The sequence below is a fragment of the Micromonospora sp. NPDC002575 genome, from assembly GCF_042889525.1.
In the GTDB taxonomy this organism is placed as follows: domain Bacteria; phylum Actinomycetota; class Actinomycetes; order Mycobacteriales; family Micromonosporaceae; genus Micromonospora; species Micromonospora carbonacea.
The window spans coordinates 13,348-31,923 of the sequence record NZ_JBIARA010000005.1 but is presented as its reverse complement, the minus strand read 5'-3'; the positions used below and the strand labels follow the sequence as shown (position 1 = coordinate 31,923).

Sequence of the window (18,576 nt, the reverse complement as noted above, 5' to 3'; positions counted from 1 at the left end):
CGCGTACGCGTGGCGGCGGGCGGGCGTCGGGGCGGGCGTGACAGGATGCGGCGTGCTCCCGTTCAGCGCCGTACCCCCGGCCGGCCCCTCGCCGTTCGTCGCGGACCTGCACATCCACTCGAAGTATTCGCGCGCGTGCAGCCGCGACCTGACCATGCCGAACCTCGCCTGGTGGGCCCGGCGCAAGGGCATCGGGGTGCTCGGCACCGGCGACTTCACCCACCCCGCCTGGTACGACCACCTGCGCCAGACGCTGCACCCGGCCGAACCGGGCCTGTACCGGCTCTCCCCGGAGGCGGAGCGGGACGTCGCCCGCCGGCTGCCGCCCCGGCTGGCCAGCGAGGCGGAGGCGGACCCGGTCCGGTTCATGCTCAGCGTGGAGATCTCCACGATCTACAAGCGGGACGACCGCACCCGCAAGGTGCACCACCTGGTCTACCTGCCCGATCTGGACGCGGTGGAGCGGTTCAACACCGCCCTCGGGCGGATCGGCAACATCGCCTCCGACGGGCGGCCCATCCTCGGCCTCGACTCCCGGGACCTGCTGGAGATCACCCTGGAGGCCAGCCCGGACGGCTACCTCGTGCCGGCGCACATCTGGACGCCGTGGTTCTCGGCGCTGGGCTCGAAGTCGGGGTTCGACGCGATCGCCGACTGCTACGCCGACCTGGCCGGGCACGTCTTCGCGGTGGAGACCGGGCTGTCGTCGGACCCGGAGATGAACTGGCGGGTCGGCAGCCTCGACCGCTACCAGCTCGTGTCCAACTCGGACGCCCACTCGCCGCCCGCCCTGGCCCGCGAGGCGACGGTCTTCGCCACGGGCCGCGACTACTTTGCGATCCGGGAGGCGCTGCGCACCGGCGACGGGCTCGCCGGCACCATCGAGTTCTTCCCCGAGGAGGGCAAGTACCACGCCGACGGGCACCGGCTCTGCGGCGTCAACTGGTCGCCGGAGCGGACCCGGGCGGCCGGCGGGCGCTGCCCCGAGTGCGGCAAGCCGCTCACGGTCGGGGTGCTCAGCCGCGTCGAGGAGCTGGCCGACCGGCCCGAGGGGCACCGGCCGGCCCACGCCCGGGACGTCACCCACCTGGTGCCGCTGGCCGAGATCCTCGGCGAGCTGAACCACGTGGGCCCCAAGTCCAAGAAGGTCGAGGGGAAGCTCAACGACCTCGTCGCCGCGCTCGGCCCGGAGCTGGAGATCCTGACCCGCGCCCCGCTCGACGAGATCGGCCGCGTCGGCGGGGAGCTGCTCGCCGAGGGCATCGGCCGGTTGCGCCGGGGCGACGTGCGCCGGGTGCCCGGCTACGACGGCGAGTACGGGGTGATCACCCTCTTCGACCCGGCGGAGCTGGGCGGGAAGGGTTCGGGGGCGCAGGCGGAGACGCTGTTCGACGTACCCGTGCCGGCGCAGCGACCGGCCGCGGAGCCGGCGGCGAAGGCGAAGCGCCCGGCCGCCGCGAAGGCCGAGCCGAAGCGGAAGCCCGCCGCGCCGGCCCCGCCGCCGCCGATCCCGCCGCAGCCCTCCCCGCACGAGCCGTTCGAGCCGATGCTCGCGGGCATGGAGGAGGTCGGCACCGGGCTGCTGGACCGGCTGGACGCGATGCAGCGGGTGGCCGCGTCCGCGCCGGGCGGCCCGCTGCTGATCGTCGCCGGCCCGGGCACCGGCAAGACCCGCACGTTGACCCACCGGATCGCCTACCTGTGCGCCGAGCTGAACGTGTTCCCGGAGCGCTGCCTCGCGATCACCTTCACCCGGCGGGCCGCCGAGGAGCTGCGGCACCGCCTCGACGGGCTGCTCGGGCCCGTCGCCGAGGACATCACCGTCGGCACGTTCCACTCGCTGGGCCTGACCATCCTGCGGGAAAACGCGGGCGTCGCCGGGCTGCCGGCCGACTTCCGCATCGCCGACGACGCCGACCGGGCGGCGGCGAAGGCGGAGGCGGGCGAGGACCAGGCGGCCTACACCGCGCTGCTGCGCAAGCGGGACCTGGTCGACCTGGACGACCTGCTCACCCTGCCGGTGGAGTTGCTGCGCGCCGACCGGAAGCTGGCGCAACGCTACCGGGACCGCTGGCAGTGGATCTTCGTGGACGAGTACCAGGACGTCGACGCCGTCCAGTACGAGCTGCTGCGCCTGCTCAGCCCCGCCGACGGCAACCTGTGCGCGATCGGCGACCCCGACCAGGCGATCTACTCGTTCCGGGGCGCTGACGTCGGCTACTTCCTGCGCTTCTCGCAGGACTTCACCGACGCACGGCTGGTGCGGCTCAACCGCAACTACCGCTCCTCGGCCCCGATCCTCGCCGCCGCCGTGCAGGCCATCGCGCCGTCGTCGCTGGTCCGGGGCCGCCGGCTCGACCCGGCCCGGCTCGACCCGGAGGCCCCGCTGGTCGGCCGGTACGCCGCCGCGTCCGTCGCCGACGAGGCCGACTTCGTCGTACGCACCGTCGACGACCTCGTCGGCGGCCTGTCCCACCGGTCCCTGGACTCGGGGCGCATCGACGGCCGGTCCACGAACCTGTCCTTCTCCGACATCGCCGTGCTGTACCGCACCGACGCGCAGGCCGCCCCCATCGTCGACGCCCTGGCCCGCGCCAACGTGCCCGTGCAGAAGCGCTCGCACGACCGGCTGCGCGACCGGCCCGGGGTGGCCGCGATCGCCCGCGAGCTGCGGCACGCCGACGGCTCCGGCGGCCTGCCCGCCCGGATACGCCTCGCCGCACAGGTCGTCGCCGACCGGTTCGCCGCCCCCACCCTCGATGGGTCCGGCGTGGTGCGCCCCGAGGAGGTCCGCGCCGCCGTCGACCTGCTCACCCCGCTGGCCCGGCGCTGCGGCGACGACCTGGAGCTGTTCCTGTCCCAACTCGCCACCGGCGCGGAGGTGGACGCCCTCGACCCGCGCGCCGAGGCGGTCACCCTGCTCACCCTGCACGCCGCGAAGGGGCTGGAGTTCCCCGTCGTGTTCCTCGTCGGCTGCGAGGACGGCCTGCTCCCGCTGCGCTGGCCCGGCTCGACGCCCGACGAGGACGCGATCGCCGAGGAGCGGCGGCTGTTCTTCGTCGGCCTCACCCGGGCCCAGGACCGGCTCTACGTCAGCCACGCGGCCCGGCGCAGCCGGCACGGGGCGGAGCGGGACTGCCGGCCGACGCCGTTCCTCGACGTGATCGACCCGGGGCTGTTCGAGCGCCTGGGCGAGGCGGAGCCCCGCCGCCCGAAGGACCGCCAGCTCCGCCTGCTGTGAAAGGAAGGGGCCCCTGTTAACGCCTGAGGTAGAGAAGGGCCCCCTTCTCACCACTCACGGCGGAACGGCGGGCGGCGGGGCGGCGGGGCGGCCGGGCGGCTCAGGCGGTGAGGGCCGCCAGCCAGGCGCCGGCGAGCAGGGCCGGCCCGAGCGGCAGCAGGGTGTCCCGGTGCGCCCGGCGGGCGGCCAGCAGGCCGAGCACGGCCAGCCCGTGCAGCACGTGCGGCAGGGCCAGCCCGGCCAGCAGCGCCGACCAGCCCAGCCAGCCCAGCGGCAGCCCCAGCACGGCGGCCAGCTTCACGTCCCCGAAGCCGAGCCGCGAGCCGGGCAGGAGGGCGAGCAGCGCGTACCCGAGAAACGACAGCCCCGCACCGGCCAGCGGCGCGAACAGCCGGCCCGGCCGGCCGTCGGCCGCCGCCGCCACAACCAGCCCGGCCGCCGCGCCGAGCGCCGCCAGGCCGACCAGCGGGTCCGGCAGCCGCAGGCAGGCCAGGTCGACCGCCGCGAGCACCAGACCGACCGCCGCCACCGCGAGGAACGCCGGCAGCGCCGGGCCGACGCCGGGTGCGACGCCGAGCCCGCCGAACACCACGGCGGCCACCGCCGCCCAGGCCACCGCCCTCCCCCGGGCCGCCCCGCGCCGGCCGGGCGCGGGCCGTCGCGGGGCGGCCCGGGGTACGCCGGCCCAGCGTCCCGCCAGCCACGGCACGAACGCCCCGGTCGCCGCTCCGGTCAGGGCGAGAGCGAGCACGCCGGTGGTGGGCACCGGCCGGACGCTACCGCCGGGCCGGTCGGGCCGCCGCCCCGGTGCGCCGTCCGGGGCGTTCCGTGCTGACCACCAACGCGACCCCGGCGACGATCACCGCGCCGCCCAGCAGCACCTGGGCGGTGACGGGCTCCGCGACCAGCAGCGCGCCGAGCGCGACCGCGACCACCGGGTTCACGTACGCGTAGGTGGACACCAGCGAGATCGGCGCGTGGTGCAGCAGCCAGACGTACGCGGTGAAGGCGACCAGCGAGCCGGCGACCATCAGGTACGCGAGGGCGAACCAGGACCGGGCGGTGACCTGCCCCGGGTCGAGGTCCCGCAGTTCGCCCCGGGCGGCGGCGAGCACGGTCAGCGCCACCGCGCCGGCGATCATCTCGTAGACGGTGGCGACGAACGCATCCGTGGGCAGCCGGATCCGCCCGGCCAGGTAGGACCCGACCGACCAGCAGGTGGCCGCCGCGACCACGGTCAGCGCGCCGGCCAGCGGCGCCGCGCCGGACCCGCCGGTCGGCAGCACGAGCAGGACCAGGCCGAGGAAGCCCAGCGTCACCCCGGCGAACGTCCACACCGGGGGCCGGTCGCCGCCGAACGTACGGAGCAGGACGACCAGCAGCGGGACCGTGGCGACGAGCAGCGCCGCGATGCCGGAGGGCACCGCCGTCCCAGGCGGCCCCGACTCGGCGAGCACCACCAGGCCGTTGCCGCCGGCCAGCAGGAGCACGCCGACGAGCGCGGCGGAGCCGAGCTGCCGCCGGTCGACGCGCAGGGCGCCGGCGCCTCGGCGTACCCGGAGGACGAGGGCGAGCACGGCGGCGGCCGCGCCGAACCGGAGGCCGGCCGACGCGAGGGCCGGCAGCGACTCCACCGCGACCCGGATGGCCAGGTAGGTGGAGCCCCAGAGGACGTAGACGGCGGCCAGCGCCGCCCAGATCAGCGCCGGTCGGGCCGCCGGCGCGGCGGCTGCTCCGGTCGGCTCCGGCACGTTCGGTAGGGGTGGCGTAACCCGCCGGGGTGGTGATGTCATCGGTTCGCCACGCTACGGTGACCACGGCGTCGGTGTCCCTGGTTGGTGGCCGGCCTCACCGCTCGGGGTAGGAGGGTGTGCATGTCGAACTACGGACCACCGGGTGAGGGTCCCGCCGGGGCGTGGCCCGGGCGACGACCCGACGACGGGTACGGCACCCCGGCCGAGCCGTGGGCGGACGACGCCTGGCGGGACCCGGACGCGGCGGACCAGCCGCGCCGGCCGGGCGCGCCGGAGCCGGGGTATCCGGCGCAGGCCGGCTACCGGCCCGGACCGGCCCCGTATCCGCAGGGCGGCTATCCGCCCGGACCGGGCCCGTATCCGACCTACGCCGGGCCGCCCGAGCCGGGTTCCGCCGGGCGGTACGGTCCCCCGCAGCCCGGCCCCCATCCGGCCGACCGGGGGCCGTGGCCGGGTGACCCCGGCCGGTTCGCGCCCGGTGCCCGGGAACCGCAGCCGGGCCCGTGGGGCCCGCCGGGACCCCACGACCCGGGCCACACCGACGTCTACCGGCCGGTGGGAGCGGGCCCGGCGCGCCCCGGCGACCGGTACGCCGACGACCGGCAGCCCCCCGCGCCGTACCCGAGGTCGGGCGGAGCGCCGCCGTACCCGGGAGAGCCGGTGCCGCCGTACCCGGGAGGAGGCCCGCCTTCGTATCCCGGGCGGCCCGCGCCGCCGTACCCCGGGGAAGCAGGGTCGCCGACGGACCGCGGGCGCGGACGCGGCCCGCTGACCGCCGTGCTGGCCACCCTGGTCGTGCTCGCGCTCGTCGGCGGGGCGGCCGTGTGGTATCTGCTGCGGCAGGACGATCCGCCGCCCGCCGCGGGCCCCGCCGCGCCCAGCGCCGCACCGACGGTGGAGGACACCCCGGCGGCGCCGACGACCGCGCCCACCGCCCCGGCGCCCGAGTCGTCGGCGGATCCCCGGTTCGTCAAGGTGGGGCAGTGCGTGCGCAACGAGGGGCCGGCGGGCGGCAAACCCAAGCTGCTGATCAGCCCGTGCGGCCCGAAGACGTACGAGGTGCTGCGCCGGTTCGACGGGCAGACCAGCGGGGAGAAGGACGCCGAGGCGAAGTGCGCCAAGGTGACCGGCTACACCAACTGGTACTTCTTCGACAGCCAGCTGGACACCCTGGACTTCGTGCTCTGCCTGAAGCTCCGCTGATCCGCTGATCCGCTGATCCGCGCCGAAGCCGCGCTGACGCCGCTCGTCCGGTGCGGCGCCCTCCGTCCGTCACACCCCTGGGGGAGAGATGTCATCCTTCGGACCGCCCGGCTCCGGCGCGCCCGACGACCCGTACGCCAGGCCGCCCGCCGGCCCTCCGGTCGACCCGACCCTGCCGCAGTGGGGCCCGGCACCCGCCGGTGACCAGCCGGGCCATCCGGGTTACGCCGCGGAGCAGCCGGGCTACCCGCCCCCGGGGCCGGGGGCCGGCCAGCCGGGCGGGTACCCGCCGCCCGGCCCCTTCCCGCCCGCGGGCCAGCCCGGCGCGTACCCGCCCCCGGGCCCCTTCCCGCCCGCCGCCCAGCAGCCGGGACCGGCCGGGCCGTGGGGCCCGCCGCCGCCCCCCGGGTACGGGCCGCCGCCCGTCGCCCCGCCCGCGCCGCGCCGGGGCGGCCGGATCGCCCTGATCATCGCCCTGGTGGTCGTGCTGCTGCTCTGCCCGTGCCTCGCCCTGGCCGGGTGGGGGATCTGGCAGGCGGCCGACGACGACGGCGGCTCCGCCGCGCCAGCGGTGACCACGTCGGCGGTGCCGACGGGCGGGCCGAGCGACGTTCCGACGGCCGCCCCGACCACGGCCGAGCCGAGCCCGACCGAGGACGACGACCAGGACTTCGCCAGGGGCGACTGCGTGGTCAACGACGGCACGGACGCCAACGCCGACCTGCGGAAGGTCCCGTGCGGACCGGACACGTACGAGGTCCTGCTGCGCATCCCGGGCACCACGGACGGCGAGCGGTGCAAGACGGCGTCGCCGGACGCGACCGCCAACTTCGTCAGCGACAACCCGATCAACGCCCTCGACTACGTGCTCTGCCTGAAGCGGCGCACGAGCTGAGGAGGCGCGCCCGCCGGAGCGCGGGAGCCGCTACCCGAAACTAGGGCTGTCTAGCGTCCACGCTAGACAGCCCTAGTTTTGCCTCGACGGCCGGCGACACGCCGGTAGGGTCCTCTACGGATGTCTAGCCTCGCAGCTAGACGGCCCGATACTGTGCGATTCGTGGATCCGGTCCGCAACCCGTACGCTCCGGGCGCCGGCCAGCGCCCGCCCGAGCTCGCGGGGCGGGGGCGGGAGCTGGACGTCTTCGACGTCGTCCTGGAGCGCATCGCGCGGGGCCGGCCCGAACGCAGCCTGATGCTCACCGGCCTGCGCGGCGTGGGGAAGACCGTCCTGCTCAACACCCTGCGCTCGCAGGCGATCACCCACCTCTGGGGCACCGGCAAGATCGAGGCGCGACCCGACCAGTCGCTGCGTCGCCCGGTCGCCGCCGCGCTGCACATGGCGGTGCGGGAGCTGGCGCCCCGGCACCGCGCCCCGGACCGGATCGACGCGTTCCTCGCGGTGCTGAAGGCGTTCGGCCAGCGCTCCGCGCCGGGCGGCCGGGCGGGCGCGGCCCCGAAGCTGCGCGACCGCTGGCAACCGGGCATCGACGTGCCGGCCGCGACCGGTCGGGCCGACTCCGGGGACATCGAGATCGACCTGGTGGAGCTGCTCAGTGACGCTGCGGCGGTGGCCGCCGACGTCGGCACCGGCATCGCCGTCTTCATCGACGAGATGCAGGATCTCGGCCCCGAGGACGTCTCGGCGCTCTGCGCCGCCTGCCACGAGCTGTCCCAGCTCGGCGCGCCGCTGATCGTGGTGGGCGCGGGCCTGCCGCACCTGCCGGCCGTGCTCAGCGCCGCCAAGTCGTACTCGGAGCGGCTGTTCCGCTACCAGCGCATCGACCGTCTCGACCGGATCGCCGCCGACCAGGCGCTCTGCGCGCCGGCCGAGCGCGAGGAGGTCGCGTACGAGCCGAAGGCCCTCGACCTGCTCTACGAGAAGTCGGGCGGCTACCCGTACTTCGTCCAGGCGTACGGCAAGGCCACCTGGGACCACGCGCCCCGTTCGCCGATCACCGACGCGGACGTCCGGGTGGCCGCCCCCGAGGCGGAGGCCGAGCTGGCGGTGGGCTTCTTCGGCTCCCGGTTCGAGCGGGCCACGCCGGCCGAGCGCGAGTACATGCGCGCGATGGCCACCCTGTCCCTGGTGGAGGGGGACGCGGGCGGCCGGGACGACATGGACGCGGCCGTGCCGACCGCCGAGATCGCCCGGGCGCTCGGGCGCAAGCCGGCGAGCCTCTCCCCGGCGCGGGACGCGCTGATCAAGAAGGGGCTGATCTACTCCGGGGAGCGCGGGACGGTCGCGTTCACCGTCCCGCACTTCGGCCGCTACCTGCGCACCCAGCCCGCCTGAGCGCGCCGGGTGGTCAGACCTTCGACCAGGGCGGCGGGAACAGCACCTCGCCCCGGGGCACGGGGCCGTCCCCGCTGGTGCTGGCGGGCAGGACCAGCGCCTGCCACGGCTCGCCCAGGCCGGACCACGGGCTGGTCAGCCCCATCCGGTCGGCCCGGGTGAAGCCGAACCGCCGGTAGTAGGCCGGGTCGCCGAGCACCACCACGAGGCGCTCGCCGAGCTCGGTGGCGGCGTCCAGGGCGGCCTGCACCACGGCCGTGCCGTGGCCGACCCGCTGCCGGTGGGGGGCGACCGCCACCGGGCCGAGGGCCAACGCCGGGGCGCTCCCGCCGTCGCCGCGGACGTGGACCCGGGTGAGCAGGGCGTAGCCGACCACCTCGCCGCCGTACTCGGCGACCATGGCCAGTTCGGGAATCCAGGCGTCGGTGCCGCGCAGGTCCTCGACGAGCCCCACCTCGGGCGGGGTCGACACGTCCGGGCGGGCGAACGCGGCGGTCAGCACCCGCCGGACGGGGCCGGTGTCCGCCGGGCCCTCGGGACGCAGCCGCAGAGTCGTCACCCGGGCGAGGTTACCCGCCGGGCCGGGTCCACCACCGACGGTCGCCCCGATCGGCGTGGCGCTCCGCAGGCCCGGGCAGGCCGGCGACGTACACGTTCGCCGATCGGATCGGGCCGTTGCAGGGGTGGCGACGCCCCCGACGGGGTATGACTGAGCCATGACACCCGTGCGTTCCCTCGCCCGCGTCATGCTGAGCGGCATCTTCGTGGTCAGCGGCGCCCGCGGCCTCCAACATCCGGGGCGGCTGGTGCCGGCGGCGAAGCCGGTCACCGATCGGGTGACCCCGCTGCTCCAGCAGGTCTCCCCCCGCATCCCCACCGACACCGAGACGCTGGTCCGCGCCAACTCGGCCACCCAGCTCGTCGGCGGGCTGATGCTGGCCACCGGGAAGTTCACCCGCCCGGCCGCGCTGCTGCTCGCCGGCACGCTGATCCCGACGACCGCCGCCGGTCATCCCTTCTGGAACAGCACCGACCCGGCCGAGCGCATGCAGAACCAGGTCCACTTCCTGAAGAACCTCGGGCTCTTCGGCGGGCTGCTGCTGGCCGCCGCCGACACCGAGGGCAAGCCGGGGCTGCGGTGGCGCGCCGGTCACCGGATCGGCCACTCGCGACGGTCGGTGGCCCGCGCCGTCCGGACCGCCCGCCGCGAGGCCCGGATCGCCGTACGCTCGGCCGCCACCGCCCGTCGACTGCCCGGCTGACCTGCGGCGCGCCCTGCCTTCCCGTTGGCCCGCCCCCGCCAACGCCACGAATTACCTGAACCGCCCGGTAGGCGTTAACGCGGTGGAAATGTAAAAAACCAGTGTGGGATCGGACACGGTCGCATAACGCGGGAGGCATCAACGTGAGGCGCCGTTCTAGGCTCCGTGCTGGACCTGGACGGGTAGGACGACCTTGGTATGGGGGTGGCCACGACGTGCCGGCGACCGTCGGACGACGGATGGACCGCCTCGCTCCGGTCCGTCGCGCGACCCGTGGGGTCGACCGCAGGACGGCGGTACGCGCCGGTGTGATCGCCACCGTCGCGTACGCCGCGTGGCTCGCGATCGGCGCCTTCGGGCGGCCGTACAACTTCTTCGACATGAAGATCTACCACGGCGCGGTGGTGTGGTGGGCGAACGGCAACGAGCTGTACGACTTCATCGCCCCCTCCACCACGCTCGGCTTCACCTACCCGCCGTTCGGCGCGCTGGTGATGCTGCCCATGGCGCTGGTGCCCGTGGACGTCGCCGGTTGGCTGAACGCGCTGGCCAGCATCGGCGCGCTCGCCCTCGTCCTGGCCGGGCTGCTGCGGCCCGTCGTCGACCGGCTGGGCTGGCCGTTGTGGTACACGGTGGGCATCGCGACGCCGATGGCCATCGCCATCGAGCCGGGGCGCGAGACCCTAGGCTACGGGCAGGTCAACCTGCTGCTGTTCGCCCTGATCATGGGCGACCTGATCGGGCTGCGCTGGCGGGCCCGGCGGGGCACCCGCTTCGACGACGCGGCCGGGCCGCTGCGGCGGTTCGTGTACAGCGGGGCGTGGGCCGGGGTCGGCATCGGCCTGGCCACCGCCGTCAAGCTGACGCCGGCGCTGTTCGTCGCGTACCTCGTGATCACCCGGCAGTGGCGGGCGGCGGCCACGGCGGTCGGCACCGCGATCGGGGTGACCCTCGCCGGCTTCGCGCTGGTCGGCGCGGAGTCGCGGGCCTACTTCGGTGGCGTGCTCTGGCAGACCGAGCGGGTCGGCGCGGCCGACATGACCCCCAACCAGTCCCTCGCCGGCCTGCTGGCCCGGCTCTACGACTCGATCGAGACCCCGGGGCTGCTCTGGCTGTCGTTCTCGGTGCTGGTGCTCGCGCTCGGGCTGTCCCGGGCGGTCAGCGCGCGTGCCGACGGCGACGAGCTGACCGCGTTCACCCTGGTCGGCCTCACCGCCAACGTGGTCAGCCCGATCTCCTGGTCGCACCACCTGGTCTGGGTCATCCCGGCGGTCGTCGTGCTGGGCGACGCCGCGCTGCGCCGCCGGGAGGCGAGCCGGGGCGCGGCGCAGCGGCCCGGCCCGGCGTCGTCCTACGGCGGGCTCCCCGGAGTCAACGGGCTGCGTTCGCCGATCTGGTATCCGACGCTGACCGGCCTGCGGCACGGCGTCGCGGCGGTGGGGCTCTACCTGCTGTTCCTGATCTCGCCCATCTGGCCGTACGAGCACCAGCTACCCGAGGTGTCGCACTACCAGGACGGCCTGTTCGGCGCGCTTATGGAAAACTCGCTGGCCGTGGCGCTGATCGTGCTGGTCGCCGCGCTGCCGTGGCGGCCGGGCGCCGAGCCGGCCTTTTACGCCGACCGGTTCGGCCGCGTTGCGAGCAGCGCCGTCAGGGGCAGTTGACCCACTCCTCGGTGCCGTCGGCGAACACCTGCCGTTTCCAGATCGGCAGCCGCGACTTCACCTCGTCGACGAGCCGGGCGCAGGCGGCGAACGCGGCGGCCCGGTGCGCGGTGCTCACCGCCGCCACCAGGGCCGCGTCGCCGATGGCGAGCGGGCCGACGCGGTGCGACACGGCGACGGCGTAGACGTCGGGGTCGGCGGCGATCTCGGCGGCGACCTCCAGGAGCACGGCGGCGGCGCTGGGGTGCCCCTCGTATTCGAGGCTGAGCACCGCGCGACCGTGGTCGTGGTCGCGGACGACGCCCTGGAACGACACCACCGCCCCGGCCCGCCGCTCGGCCACCGCCGCCTCGTGCGCGGCCAGGTCCAGCGGATCGGTGGTGACCGTGCCGAAGATGGTCGACTCCTCGATCGTCATCGGGTGCCCCTCCTCACGGACACGACCGCTCCCCGGGCAGCAGGGGCAGCGGCACGACCGGCACCCGCGTGCCCGGCTCGCCGGTCGTGCCCGGGCGGATGACCGCGAAGCCGTCCGCGCCGGCCAGCCCGCGCAGCATCGCCGACCCGACGTGCCGGACCGGGTGGGCGGTGCCGGCGACCCGGTCCAGCCGGACCAGGGCCAGGTGGGTGTAGTCGCCGCGCCCCGGCACCGCCTCGGCCAGCGTGGCGTGCGGCAGCGCCGGCATCGGCCGGCCCTGTAGGCCCGCCAGCAGCGGCGCGACCAGCGAGACGAGCGCGACGATCGCGGACTGCGGGTTGCCGGGCAGGCCGGCGACGAAGCGGACCCGGCCGTCCGGGTCGACCAGCCGGGCCAGCAGCATCGGGAACCCGGGGCGGACCGCGACCGTGTTGACCACGTAGTCCGCGCCGAGCGCCTCCAGGGTGGGGTGCAGGTGGTCGACCGGGCCGTGCATCGTGCCGCCGGTGGTGCAGACCAGGTCGGCGGTGGCCAGCGCCGCGCGCAGGGCCGCCACGTGCGCCGGCAGCGTGTCCGCCACCGGGCCGACGACGTCGGCCGGGCGCACCTGGCAGCCGTACCGGCGCAGCCACGCCGGCACGGCCGGCCCGAGGGCGTCCCGGACGCGGCCGGCGGCCGGCGGGCCCGACGTCAGCAGCTCGTCGCCGAAGACCAGCAGCGCGGCGCGGGGCGGCCGGCGCACCCGCAGCGTGTCGTGCCCGCAGGAGGCAGCGAGGCCGATCACCGCCGGGTCGACCGGGGTGCCCGCCGGGAGCAGTTCCTCACCGGCGTGTGCCTCCTCGCCTGGCTCGCGCCGCTCCGGGCTCGACCGGGGGGTGCCGGCGACCCGGCCGTCGGCGGTGCGGGTGGACTCCTCGACCCGCAGGATCGCGGTGACCCCCTCGGGCACCATTGCGCCGGTGGCGATCTCGACGGTGGTGCCGTCGTCGGTCAGCGGGGCCGGGCTGCCACCGGCGAGCACCCGGCCGACGACCCGCCACGGCCCGTCCCCGCGCACCGCCCAGCCGTCCACGCTGGAGGTGGGGAAGGCGGGCAGGTCGGTGCGGGTGGTCAGCGGCTCGGCGAGGGTGTGCCCGTCGGTGTCGGCGAGCGGCCGGCCGACGGCGGGCAGCGCGGCGGCGAGGCCGACGGCGTACACCCGGGAGCGGGCCTCCTCCCAGCCGGCCGGCGGGGGCAGGGCGACCTGTTCCGCGGCGGACGCGGTTTCCGTGCTCACCGGCCGAGCCTATCGTCGGCCGACGGGACCCACCCGGCCAGTGGCCGCGCCGTCCCGGGTGCCGGTCGCTCAGTGGTCGCCGCCGCGGAGCTGGTCGACGGCGTGGGTGAGGATCGGGCCGAGGACGGCGAGGCCGTCGCGGGCGCCGCCGGTGGAGCCGGGCAGGTTGACGACCAGCATCCGGCCGACGACCCCGGCGACGCCCCGGGAGAGCGCCGAGGTCGGCACCCGGTCCCGGCTGTGCGCCCGGATCGCCTCGGCGATGCCCGGGATCTCGTGGTCGAGCAGCGCGCGGGTCACGTCGGGGGTGCGGTCGGTCGGGGTGATCCCGGTGCCGCCGCTGGTCAGCACCACGTCGACCCCGTCGGCCAGGGCCGCCCGCAGCGCCGCGCCCACCGGCTCGCCGTCGGGCACCACCACCGGGTCGTCGACCTGGCAGCCCAGCTCGCGCAGGCCGGCGACGAGCAGCGGGCCGCTGGTGTCGGCGTAGACCCCGGCCGAGGCGCGGTTCGAGGCGACCACCACCCGGGCGCGGATCACGGCCGGTCCGCCGGCCGCTGCCACAGGCCCGTCTTGCCGCCCTCCTTGCGGAGCACCCGCACCGCGTCGACCGACGCCGCCGGGTCGACCGCCTTGACCATGTCGACCAGGGCGAGGCCGGCGACCGCGACGGCGGTCAGCGCCTCCATCTCCACGCCGGTACGGTCGGCGGTCCGCGCCGTGGCGGTGATCTCGACGGTGTCGTCGGTCAGCGCGAGGTCGACGGTCACGCCGTGCAGCGCGATCGGGTGGCAGAGCGGGATCAGGTCCGGGGTCCGCTTGGCCCCCATGATGCCGGCGAGCCGGCCGACGGCGAGCGCGTCGCCCTTGGGCAGCCCGTCGCGGCGCAGCAGGTCGACCACCTCGGCCGTGGTGCGCAGCCGGCCGGCGGCCACGGCGAGCCGGCCGGAGACCGCCTTGGCGGAGACGTCGACCATGCGGGCCGCGCCCGCCGCGTCGACGTGGGTGAGCTGGGCGGGATCGGTCACGCTCGCGAGCCTATCCTCCGGTACGCCCGACTTCGGCCCCACCCTTCCTCCGACGCCGACGGCGGCCCCGTGAACGAGACGTCCGGACGGACAGAGGGAATTGCATCGACCGGAGGCCGTTTCCCGTCCCGGGGCCAATCCGGGTGACCGCCGGGAGTGGGTCGTCTGCTGCGAGGGGACACTCCGCCACTTCGGGACCTACCGGGAAAGAAACACCCGAAGCGCGGATGAACCGGGAGGCGGACCTCGCCAGACTGGGTACGGGGACGAGCCGTACTCTTTGCCGACCACGTAGCCGCGCGACACAGAACTGACAAGCGCGACGCAATTCCCTGTAGAGCGCTCCGCACAGGTTCCGTAAACACAAAGTGACAAATCATCCCCAGGTTGGCTGATATTGCGCATACCGACATTTATCAGTACAGAATTGGACGTCCCCCGTCTTAAGCTTTCGTCCGTCAGTCAGGAACGGCAGAAAGGCTGGGGGCTGTGATGAAGTCGCACGAGTGGAGTTGAGAGCACTTCTCGGAGCGGATAAAGGCCAGTACCCTGAGGAACACATAGCCATCGGTGACAACACGAGGACGATGGGTGGCCGCTCCAACGAATCGACGGACCGAGACCGATCGGCGACTCCAGTCGCTAGTCGGTCTCGTCGTCGTTTGCGCGTCCGCCGCCCTCGTCGTCTCCGCGAACCAACTCCTGGCCGAGAACGACCCCGGCAACCTGGCGCTCTGGGCAGCGCTCGTCTCGCTGGTCGCCATCGGGGTCACCGTGAAGGTCCGGGTCCGGATCAGAGCCACCAACCACGACATCGCCTGGACCGAGACCGCCATCCTCATCGGCCTGGCCGTCGCACCCACCCCCATGGTGGTCCTGGCCACCGGCCTCGGCATCGCGATCACCACCTGGCTGGACCGGAAGACCACGCTCAAGACGCTGTTCGGCATCGGCAAGAACACGCTCGTCGCCGCCGTCGCGGGAACGGTCCTGCACGCCACCGGCTGGCGCACCGGCGACGACCTGATCGTCCACCTCGTCCTGCCGCTCTCCATCGCCTATTTGGCGGCCGTGGTCCTCGACGAGTTGGTCACCCTCCCCGTCATCGCCATGGCGACCGGCGAGCGGCTGCGGGACCTCTTCCGGGATGACTGGGGCCTGCGGGCCGCCACCGCCGCCGCCCGGCTCCTGGTGATCGTCGGCACCGTCTTCATCCTCCGGGCCGACAGCCGCCTCCTGTTGGCCGTCCCGCCACTGGTGCTGAGCCTGCACCTGCTCTACTCCAACCGGGTCCGCACCCGCACCGAGCAGCAGGCGTGGCAGCGGCTGGCCCGCACCACCGACGCGCTCAACGTCGTCGACCTCGACAAGGTCCTCACCACCGCCGTCACCCAGGCCGCCGAGCTGTTCTCCGCCGACGAGGTGGAGATCTCCCTACGCGGGACGGGCCGGACGGTCCGCGGCTCCGCCGGCACCCTCACCTACGACGGGCCGACCGACCCCGGCCGCACGGCGGACGGGTCGGTGATCTCCGCCCGCCTGGAGGGGCACGACCGCACCGTCGACGTCGGCACGCTCCGCCTGCGGTTCCACGGCCCCGTCCGGTTCTCCGAACGCGAGCAGTACACCCTGCGCACCTTCACCTCGGCGCTGTGCACCGCCGTCCGCAACGCACAGGCGTACGCCGAACTGGCCCGCGTCGCCGACGAGCACGCGTACGCCGCCACCCACGACACCCTCACCGGCCTGGCCAACCGGCGGCACCTGCTCGACCAGGGCAGCGAACAGCTCAACGCCCGGCACGCCGACGGGGTGACGGCGCTCGTGCTGATCGACCTCAACCACTTCAAGGAGGTCAACGACACCCTCGGCCACGCCGCCGGCGACCAGGTGCTTCTCCAGGTCGCCGACCGGCTGCGGGGCGCAGCCCAGGGCGGCGACCTGGTGGCCCGCCTCGGCGGCGACGAGTTCGCCGTGCTCCTGCGCGGCCTCCCCGCCCCGGCGGTGGCCGCGCACCGCACCGAGGCCCTGCTCGCCGCGCTGCACGAGCCCCTCGACCTCGACGGCATGCGGATCAGCGTGGAGGCCAGCGGCGGCATCGCCATCGCGCCGGCCAGCGGCGGGATGCCCGAGCTGCTGCGCCGCGCCGACGTCGCGATGTACCAGGCGAAGCGCGCCGGCCAGCGGATCGCCACCTACGCGCCGACCCGGGACACCGCCGACCTCGGCCGGCTCACCCTCGGCGGGGAGCTGCCCCGGGCGGTCGCCGACCAGGAGTTCACCGTCAACTTCCAGCCCATCGTCGACCTCGGCACCGGCGAGGTGACCAGCGCGGAGGCCCTGGCCCGCTGGCACCACCCGGTGCACGGCGTGATCGACCCGCTGCGCTTCCTGGAGGCCGTCGAACGCTCCGGCCTGCTCCCCGCGTTCGCCGAGGCGATCCTCGACCAGGCGCTCATCGCCGCCAACAGCTGGCGCGACGCCGGCTTCGACCTGCCGGTGGCGGTCAACGTGTCGCCGCGCAGCCTGCTCGACGCCCGCTTCCCCGGCTCCGTGCTGGCCCGGCTGCGCGCCCACGACCTGCCGCCGGACCGGCTGGTCCTGGAGCTGACCGAGACGCTGACCCTCAGCCAGCTCGACGTGGTCGACCGGGTGCTCAGCCGGCTGCGCGACGAGGGCGTCCGACTGGCCCTGGACGACTTCGGCACCGGCTACTCCTCCCTGTCCCTGCTCTCCCGCATCCCCGTCCACGAACTCAAGATCGACCGCAGCTTCGTGTCGGCCATGGAGGGGTCGGCCGAGGCCGCCGCCGTCATCCGGTCCACCCTCGACCTCGGCCGCAGCCTCGGGCTCACCGTCGTCGCCGAGGGGGTGGAGAGCGAACCGCAGCGCCGCGCCCTCTGGGAGCTGGGCTGCACCGCCGGGCAGGGCCACCTCTTCGGCCGGCCGGTGCCGGCCGGCACGCTCCTGTCCACCCTGCACCGCGGCTTCGGCGGTCGCACCGGCACCCTCGCCCCGCCACTGCACGACGCGGGCACCGTCGTCCGGCTCCCCGCCGGACGACGGCAGGGCAACCGCAGCCGAGGGGAACGTCTGCCACACTTGCCGGCGTGACCGCCGCCGCCGACCAGGCCACCCGCGCCCCCGCACGCTGGCGCAGGATCGACCGGGCCGCCGGCGGCCTCGCCCTCGACCTCGGGCTCTACGGTGCCTCCACCGCGTTCGCGGCCGTCACCGCCGGCACCTCCACCCTCCCGGCGCACCGCGCCTGGGGGACCATCGCCGCGTTCGGCTACCTGGCCGCCGCGCTCGCCGTCGCCGGGCAACTCGCCGCCCGCCGCCGGGACGCCGCCGCGCCGCTCGCCGGCCTGCCGGCCCGCTGGGCGGTCACCGGGCTGGCCTGGGCCACCACCACGCTGCTCCCGCTGCTGGCGCAGAGCGTGCAGCGGGCCGCCGGCCGGACCGACCGGGCGCAGGAGGAGGTGATCGTCGTCGAGCACAGCGGCAACCGCCTCGTCGAGACCGGCACGCCCTACCTCGGGCACGACGCGATCGCCGCGCTCCCCGCCGACGAACGGCTGCTCGGCTACACCCCGTACCAGCCGGGCATGGCCCTGTTCGGCCTGCCGCGCGCCGTCGCGAACGGCTGGTGGACCGACGCCCGGGTCTGGTTCGCGGTCGCCACCGCGCTGCTCCTCGCCCTCGCGGTGCGCGCCCTGCGCACCGGCTCCCCGGCCACCGCCGGCACCCCGGCCGGCGACGGCGACCGGGGAGCCGCCGTGCTGCGCGGGATCCAGGCGGCGACCGTGCTGCCGGTCTGCGCCCTCACCCTCGCCACCGGCGGCGACGACCTGCCGGTGCTCGCCGCCTGCCTGCTGGCCCTCGCCCTCGCCGCCACCGGCCGGCCGGGCCGCGCCGGCCTCGCGATCGGCGCGGCGGGAGCGTTGAAGCTGTTCGCCTGGCCGGTCGCCCTCGTGCTGATCGCCTGGGCGGCCACCCACCGCCGCGCCGGGCGGCTCGCCGCCGGCGCGCTCGGCCTGCCGGCGCTCGCGCTGCTGCCCGCCCTGCTCGTCGACCGCGACGCGCTGGTCGAGAACGTGCTGCGCTTCCCGCTCGGCCACGGCCTGGTCACCAGCCCGGCGCAGTCCCCGTTCCCGGGTCACCTGATCGCGACCGCCCTGCCCGCCGGCCGGGTCGTCGCCGCCGCGCTGCTCGTCGCCGCCGGTGTCGCCATCGCCGTCCGGCTCCTGCGCCGCCCGCCCCGCACGGCCGCCGCCACCGCCCTGCTCTGCGGGTACGGGCTGCTCGCGGCGATCCTGCTGATGCCCACCACCCGCTTCGGTTACCTGCTCTACCCGGTGGCCCTGCTGGCCTGGGCACCCGCCCTGGCCCGCCCCGCGCCGGGCCGCGCCGCCCCCTGACCGGGCCTGGGCACCC

15 protein-coding genes are annotated in these 18,576 nt (G+C 75.6%); 8 read left to right on the top strand and 7 right to left on the bottom strand.

The genetic code is table 11. The features are described 5' to 3' along the window. Positions 1 to 52 precede the first annotated feature (52 nt). Positions 53 to 3,241 (top strand): UvrD-helicase domain-containing protein, encoded by a 3,189-nt coding sequence (locus tag ACFYWL_RS09885; protein WP_386969867.1) that lies wholly within the window; start codon positions 53 to 55, stop codon positions 3,239 to 3,241. 100 nt (positions 3,242 to 3,341) lie between these two features. Here ACFYWL_RS09885 and ACFYWL_RS09880 read toward each other — a convergent pair whose 3' ends face one another. Beyond that, on the bottom strand, positions 3,342 to 4,007 hold the full coding sequence (locus tag ACFYWL_RS09880; protein ID WP_386969865.1) for a prepilin peptidase: 666 nt from the start codon (positions 4,005 to 4,007) through the stop codon (positions 3,342 to 3,344). Positions 4,008 to 4,017: 10 nt separating this feature from the next. After that, the gene (locus ACFYWL_RS09875) at positions 4,018 to 4,992 is read right to left on the bottom strand and encodes an EamA family transporter (protein WP_386969863.1); all 975 of its coding nucleotides are present in this window, start codon (positions 4,990 to 4,992) and stop codon (positions 4,018 to 4,020) included. 663 nt (positions 4,993 to 5,655) lie between these two features. On the opposite strand from ACFYWL_RS09875, the gene ACFYWL_RS09870 reads away from it, so the two are divergent. The 3 genes from ACFYWL_RS09870 (at position 5,656) to ACFYWL_RS09860 (ending at position 8,491) form a co-directional block, all read left to right on the top strand. Further along, entirely contained in the window at positions 5,656 to 6,198 is a 543-nt protein-coding gene (locus tag ACFYWL_RS09870) for a hypothetical protein (RefSeq protein WP_386970530.1), read from the top strand. A 457-nt stretch (positions 6,199 to 6,655) separates the two neighbouring features. After that, a complete protein-coding gene (locus ACFYWL_RS09865) occupies positions 6,656 to 7,093 on the top strand; it encodes a hypothetical protein (RefSeq protein WP_386970527.1) in 438 nt (145 codons plus the stop codon). A 162-nt stretch (positions 7,094 to 7,255) separates the two neighbouring features. Next, positions 7,256 to 8,491 carry an AAA family ATPase gene (locus tag ACFYWL_RS09860; protein WP_386969860.1) on the top strand — a complete coding sequence of 412 codons (1,236 nt, stop codon included), beginning with the start codon at positions 7,256 to 7,258 and terminating at the stop codon, positions 8,489 to 8,491. A 13-nt stretch (positions 8,492 to 8,504) separates the two neighbouring features. On the opposite strand, the gene ACFYWL_RS09855 is transcribed toward ACFYWL_RS09860, so the two are convergent. Beyond that, entirely contained in the window at positions 8,505 to 9,050 is a 546-nt protein-coding gene (locus ACFYWL_RS09855) for a GNAT family N-acetyltransferase (RefSeq protein ID WP_386969858.1), read from the bottom strand. Between the two features lie 157 nt (positions 9,051 to 9,207). Here ACFYWL_RS09855 and ACFYWL_RS09850 point away from each other — a divergent pair, with 157 nt between their 5' ends. After that, positions 9,208 to 9,753: a DoxX family protein gene (locus tag ACFYWL_RS09850; protein ID WP_386969855.1), complete on the top strand. Its 546-nt coding sequence runs from the start codon at positions 9,208 to 9,210 to the stop codon at positions 9,751 to 9,753. Positions 9,754 to 9,968: 215 nt separating this feature from the next. Beyond that, positions 9,969 to 11,417 (top strand): glycosyltransferase 87 family protein, encoded by a 1,449-nt coding sequence (locus ACFYWL_RS09845; protein ID WP_386969852.1) that lies wholly within the window; start codon positions 9,969 to 9,971, stop codon positions 11,415 to 11,417. Here ACFYWL_RS09845 and ACFYWL_RS09840 read toward each other — a convergent pair. The 4 genes from ACFYWL_RS09840 to moaC form a co-directional block, all read right to left on the bottom strand. After that, complete coding sequence (locus tag ACFYWL_RS09840) at positions 11,404 to 11,835, bottom strand: molybdenum cofactor biosynthesis protein MoaE (RefSeq protein ID WP_386969850.1); 432 nt, start codon at positions 11,833 to 11,835, stop codon at positions 11,404 to 11,406. The genes ACFYWL_RS09845 and ACFYWL_RS09840 overlap by 14 nt on opposite strands. A gap of 13 nt (positions 11,836 to 11,848) precedes the next feature. Then, positions 11,849 to 13,111: a molybdopterin molybdotransferase MoeA gene (locus tag ACFYWL_RS09835; protein WP_386969848.1), complete on the bottom strand. Its 1,263-nt coding sequence runs from the start codon at positions 13,109 to 13,111 to the stop codon at positions 11,849 to 11,851. Positions 13,112 to 13,180: 69 nt separating this feature from the next. After that, positions 13,181 to 13,651 (bottom strand): molybdenum cofactor biosynthesis protein B, encoded by a 471-nt coding sequence (locus ACFYWL_RS09830; RefSeq protein WP_386969845.1) that lies wholly within the window; start codon positions 13,649 to 13,651, stop codon positions 13,181 to 13,183. Beyond that, complete coding sequence (moaC, locus tag ACFYWL_RS09825; RefSeq protein WP_043960949.1) at positions 13,648 to 14,139, bottom strand: cyclic pyranopterin monophosphate synthase MoaC; 492 nt, start codon at positions 14,137 to 14,139, stop codon at positions 13,648 to 13,650. The genes ACFYWL_RS09830 and moaC overlap by 4 nt, the downstream gene beginning before the upstream one ends. A gap of 591 nt (positions 14,140 to 14,730) precedes the next feature. Between moaC and ACFYWL_RS09820 the strand changes: the two genes are divergently transcribed. Next, positions 14,731 to 17,253, top strand: coding sequence for a putative bifunctional diguanylate cyclase/phosphodiesterase (locus ACFYWL_RS09820; RefSeq protein WP_386969842.1), 2,523 nt, complete (start codon positions 14,731 to 14,733; stop codon positions 17,251 to 17,253). Then, the gene (locus ACFYWL_RS09815; RefSeq protein ID WP_386969840.1) at positions 17,250 to 18,560 is read left to right on the top strand and encodes a glycosyltransferase 87 family protein; all 1,311 of its coding nucleotides are present in this window, start codon (positions 17,250 to 17,252) and stop codon (positions 18,558 to 18,560) included. Before ACFYWL_RS09820 ends, ACFYWL_RS09815 begins: the two co-directional genes overlap by 4 nt. Positions 18,561 to 18,576: the final 16 nt, after the last annotated feature.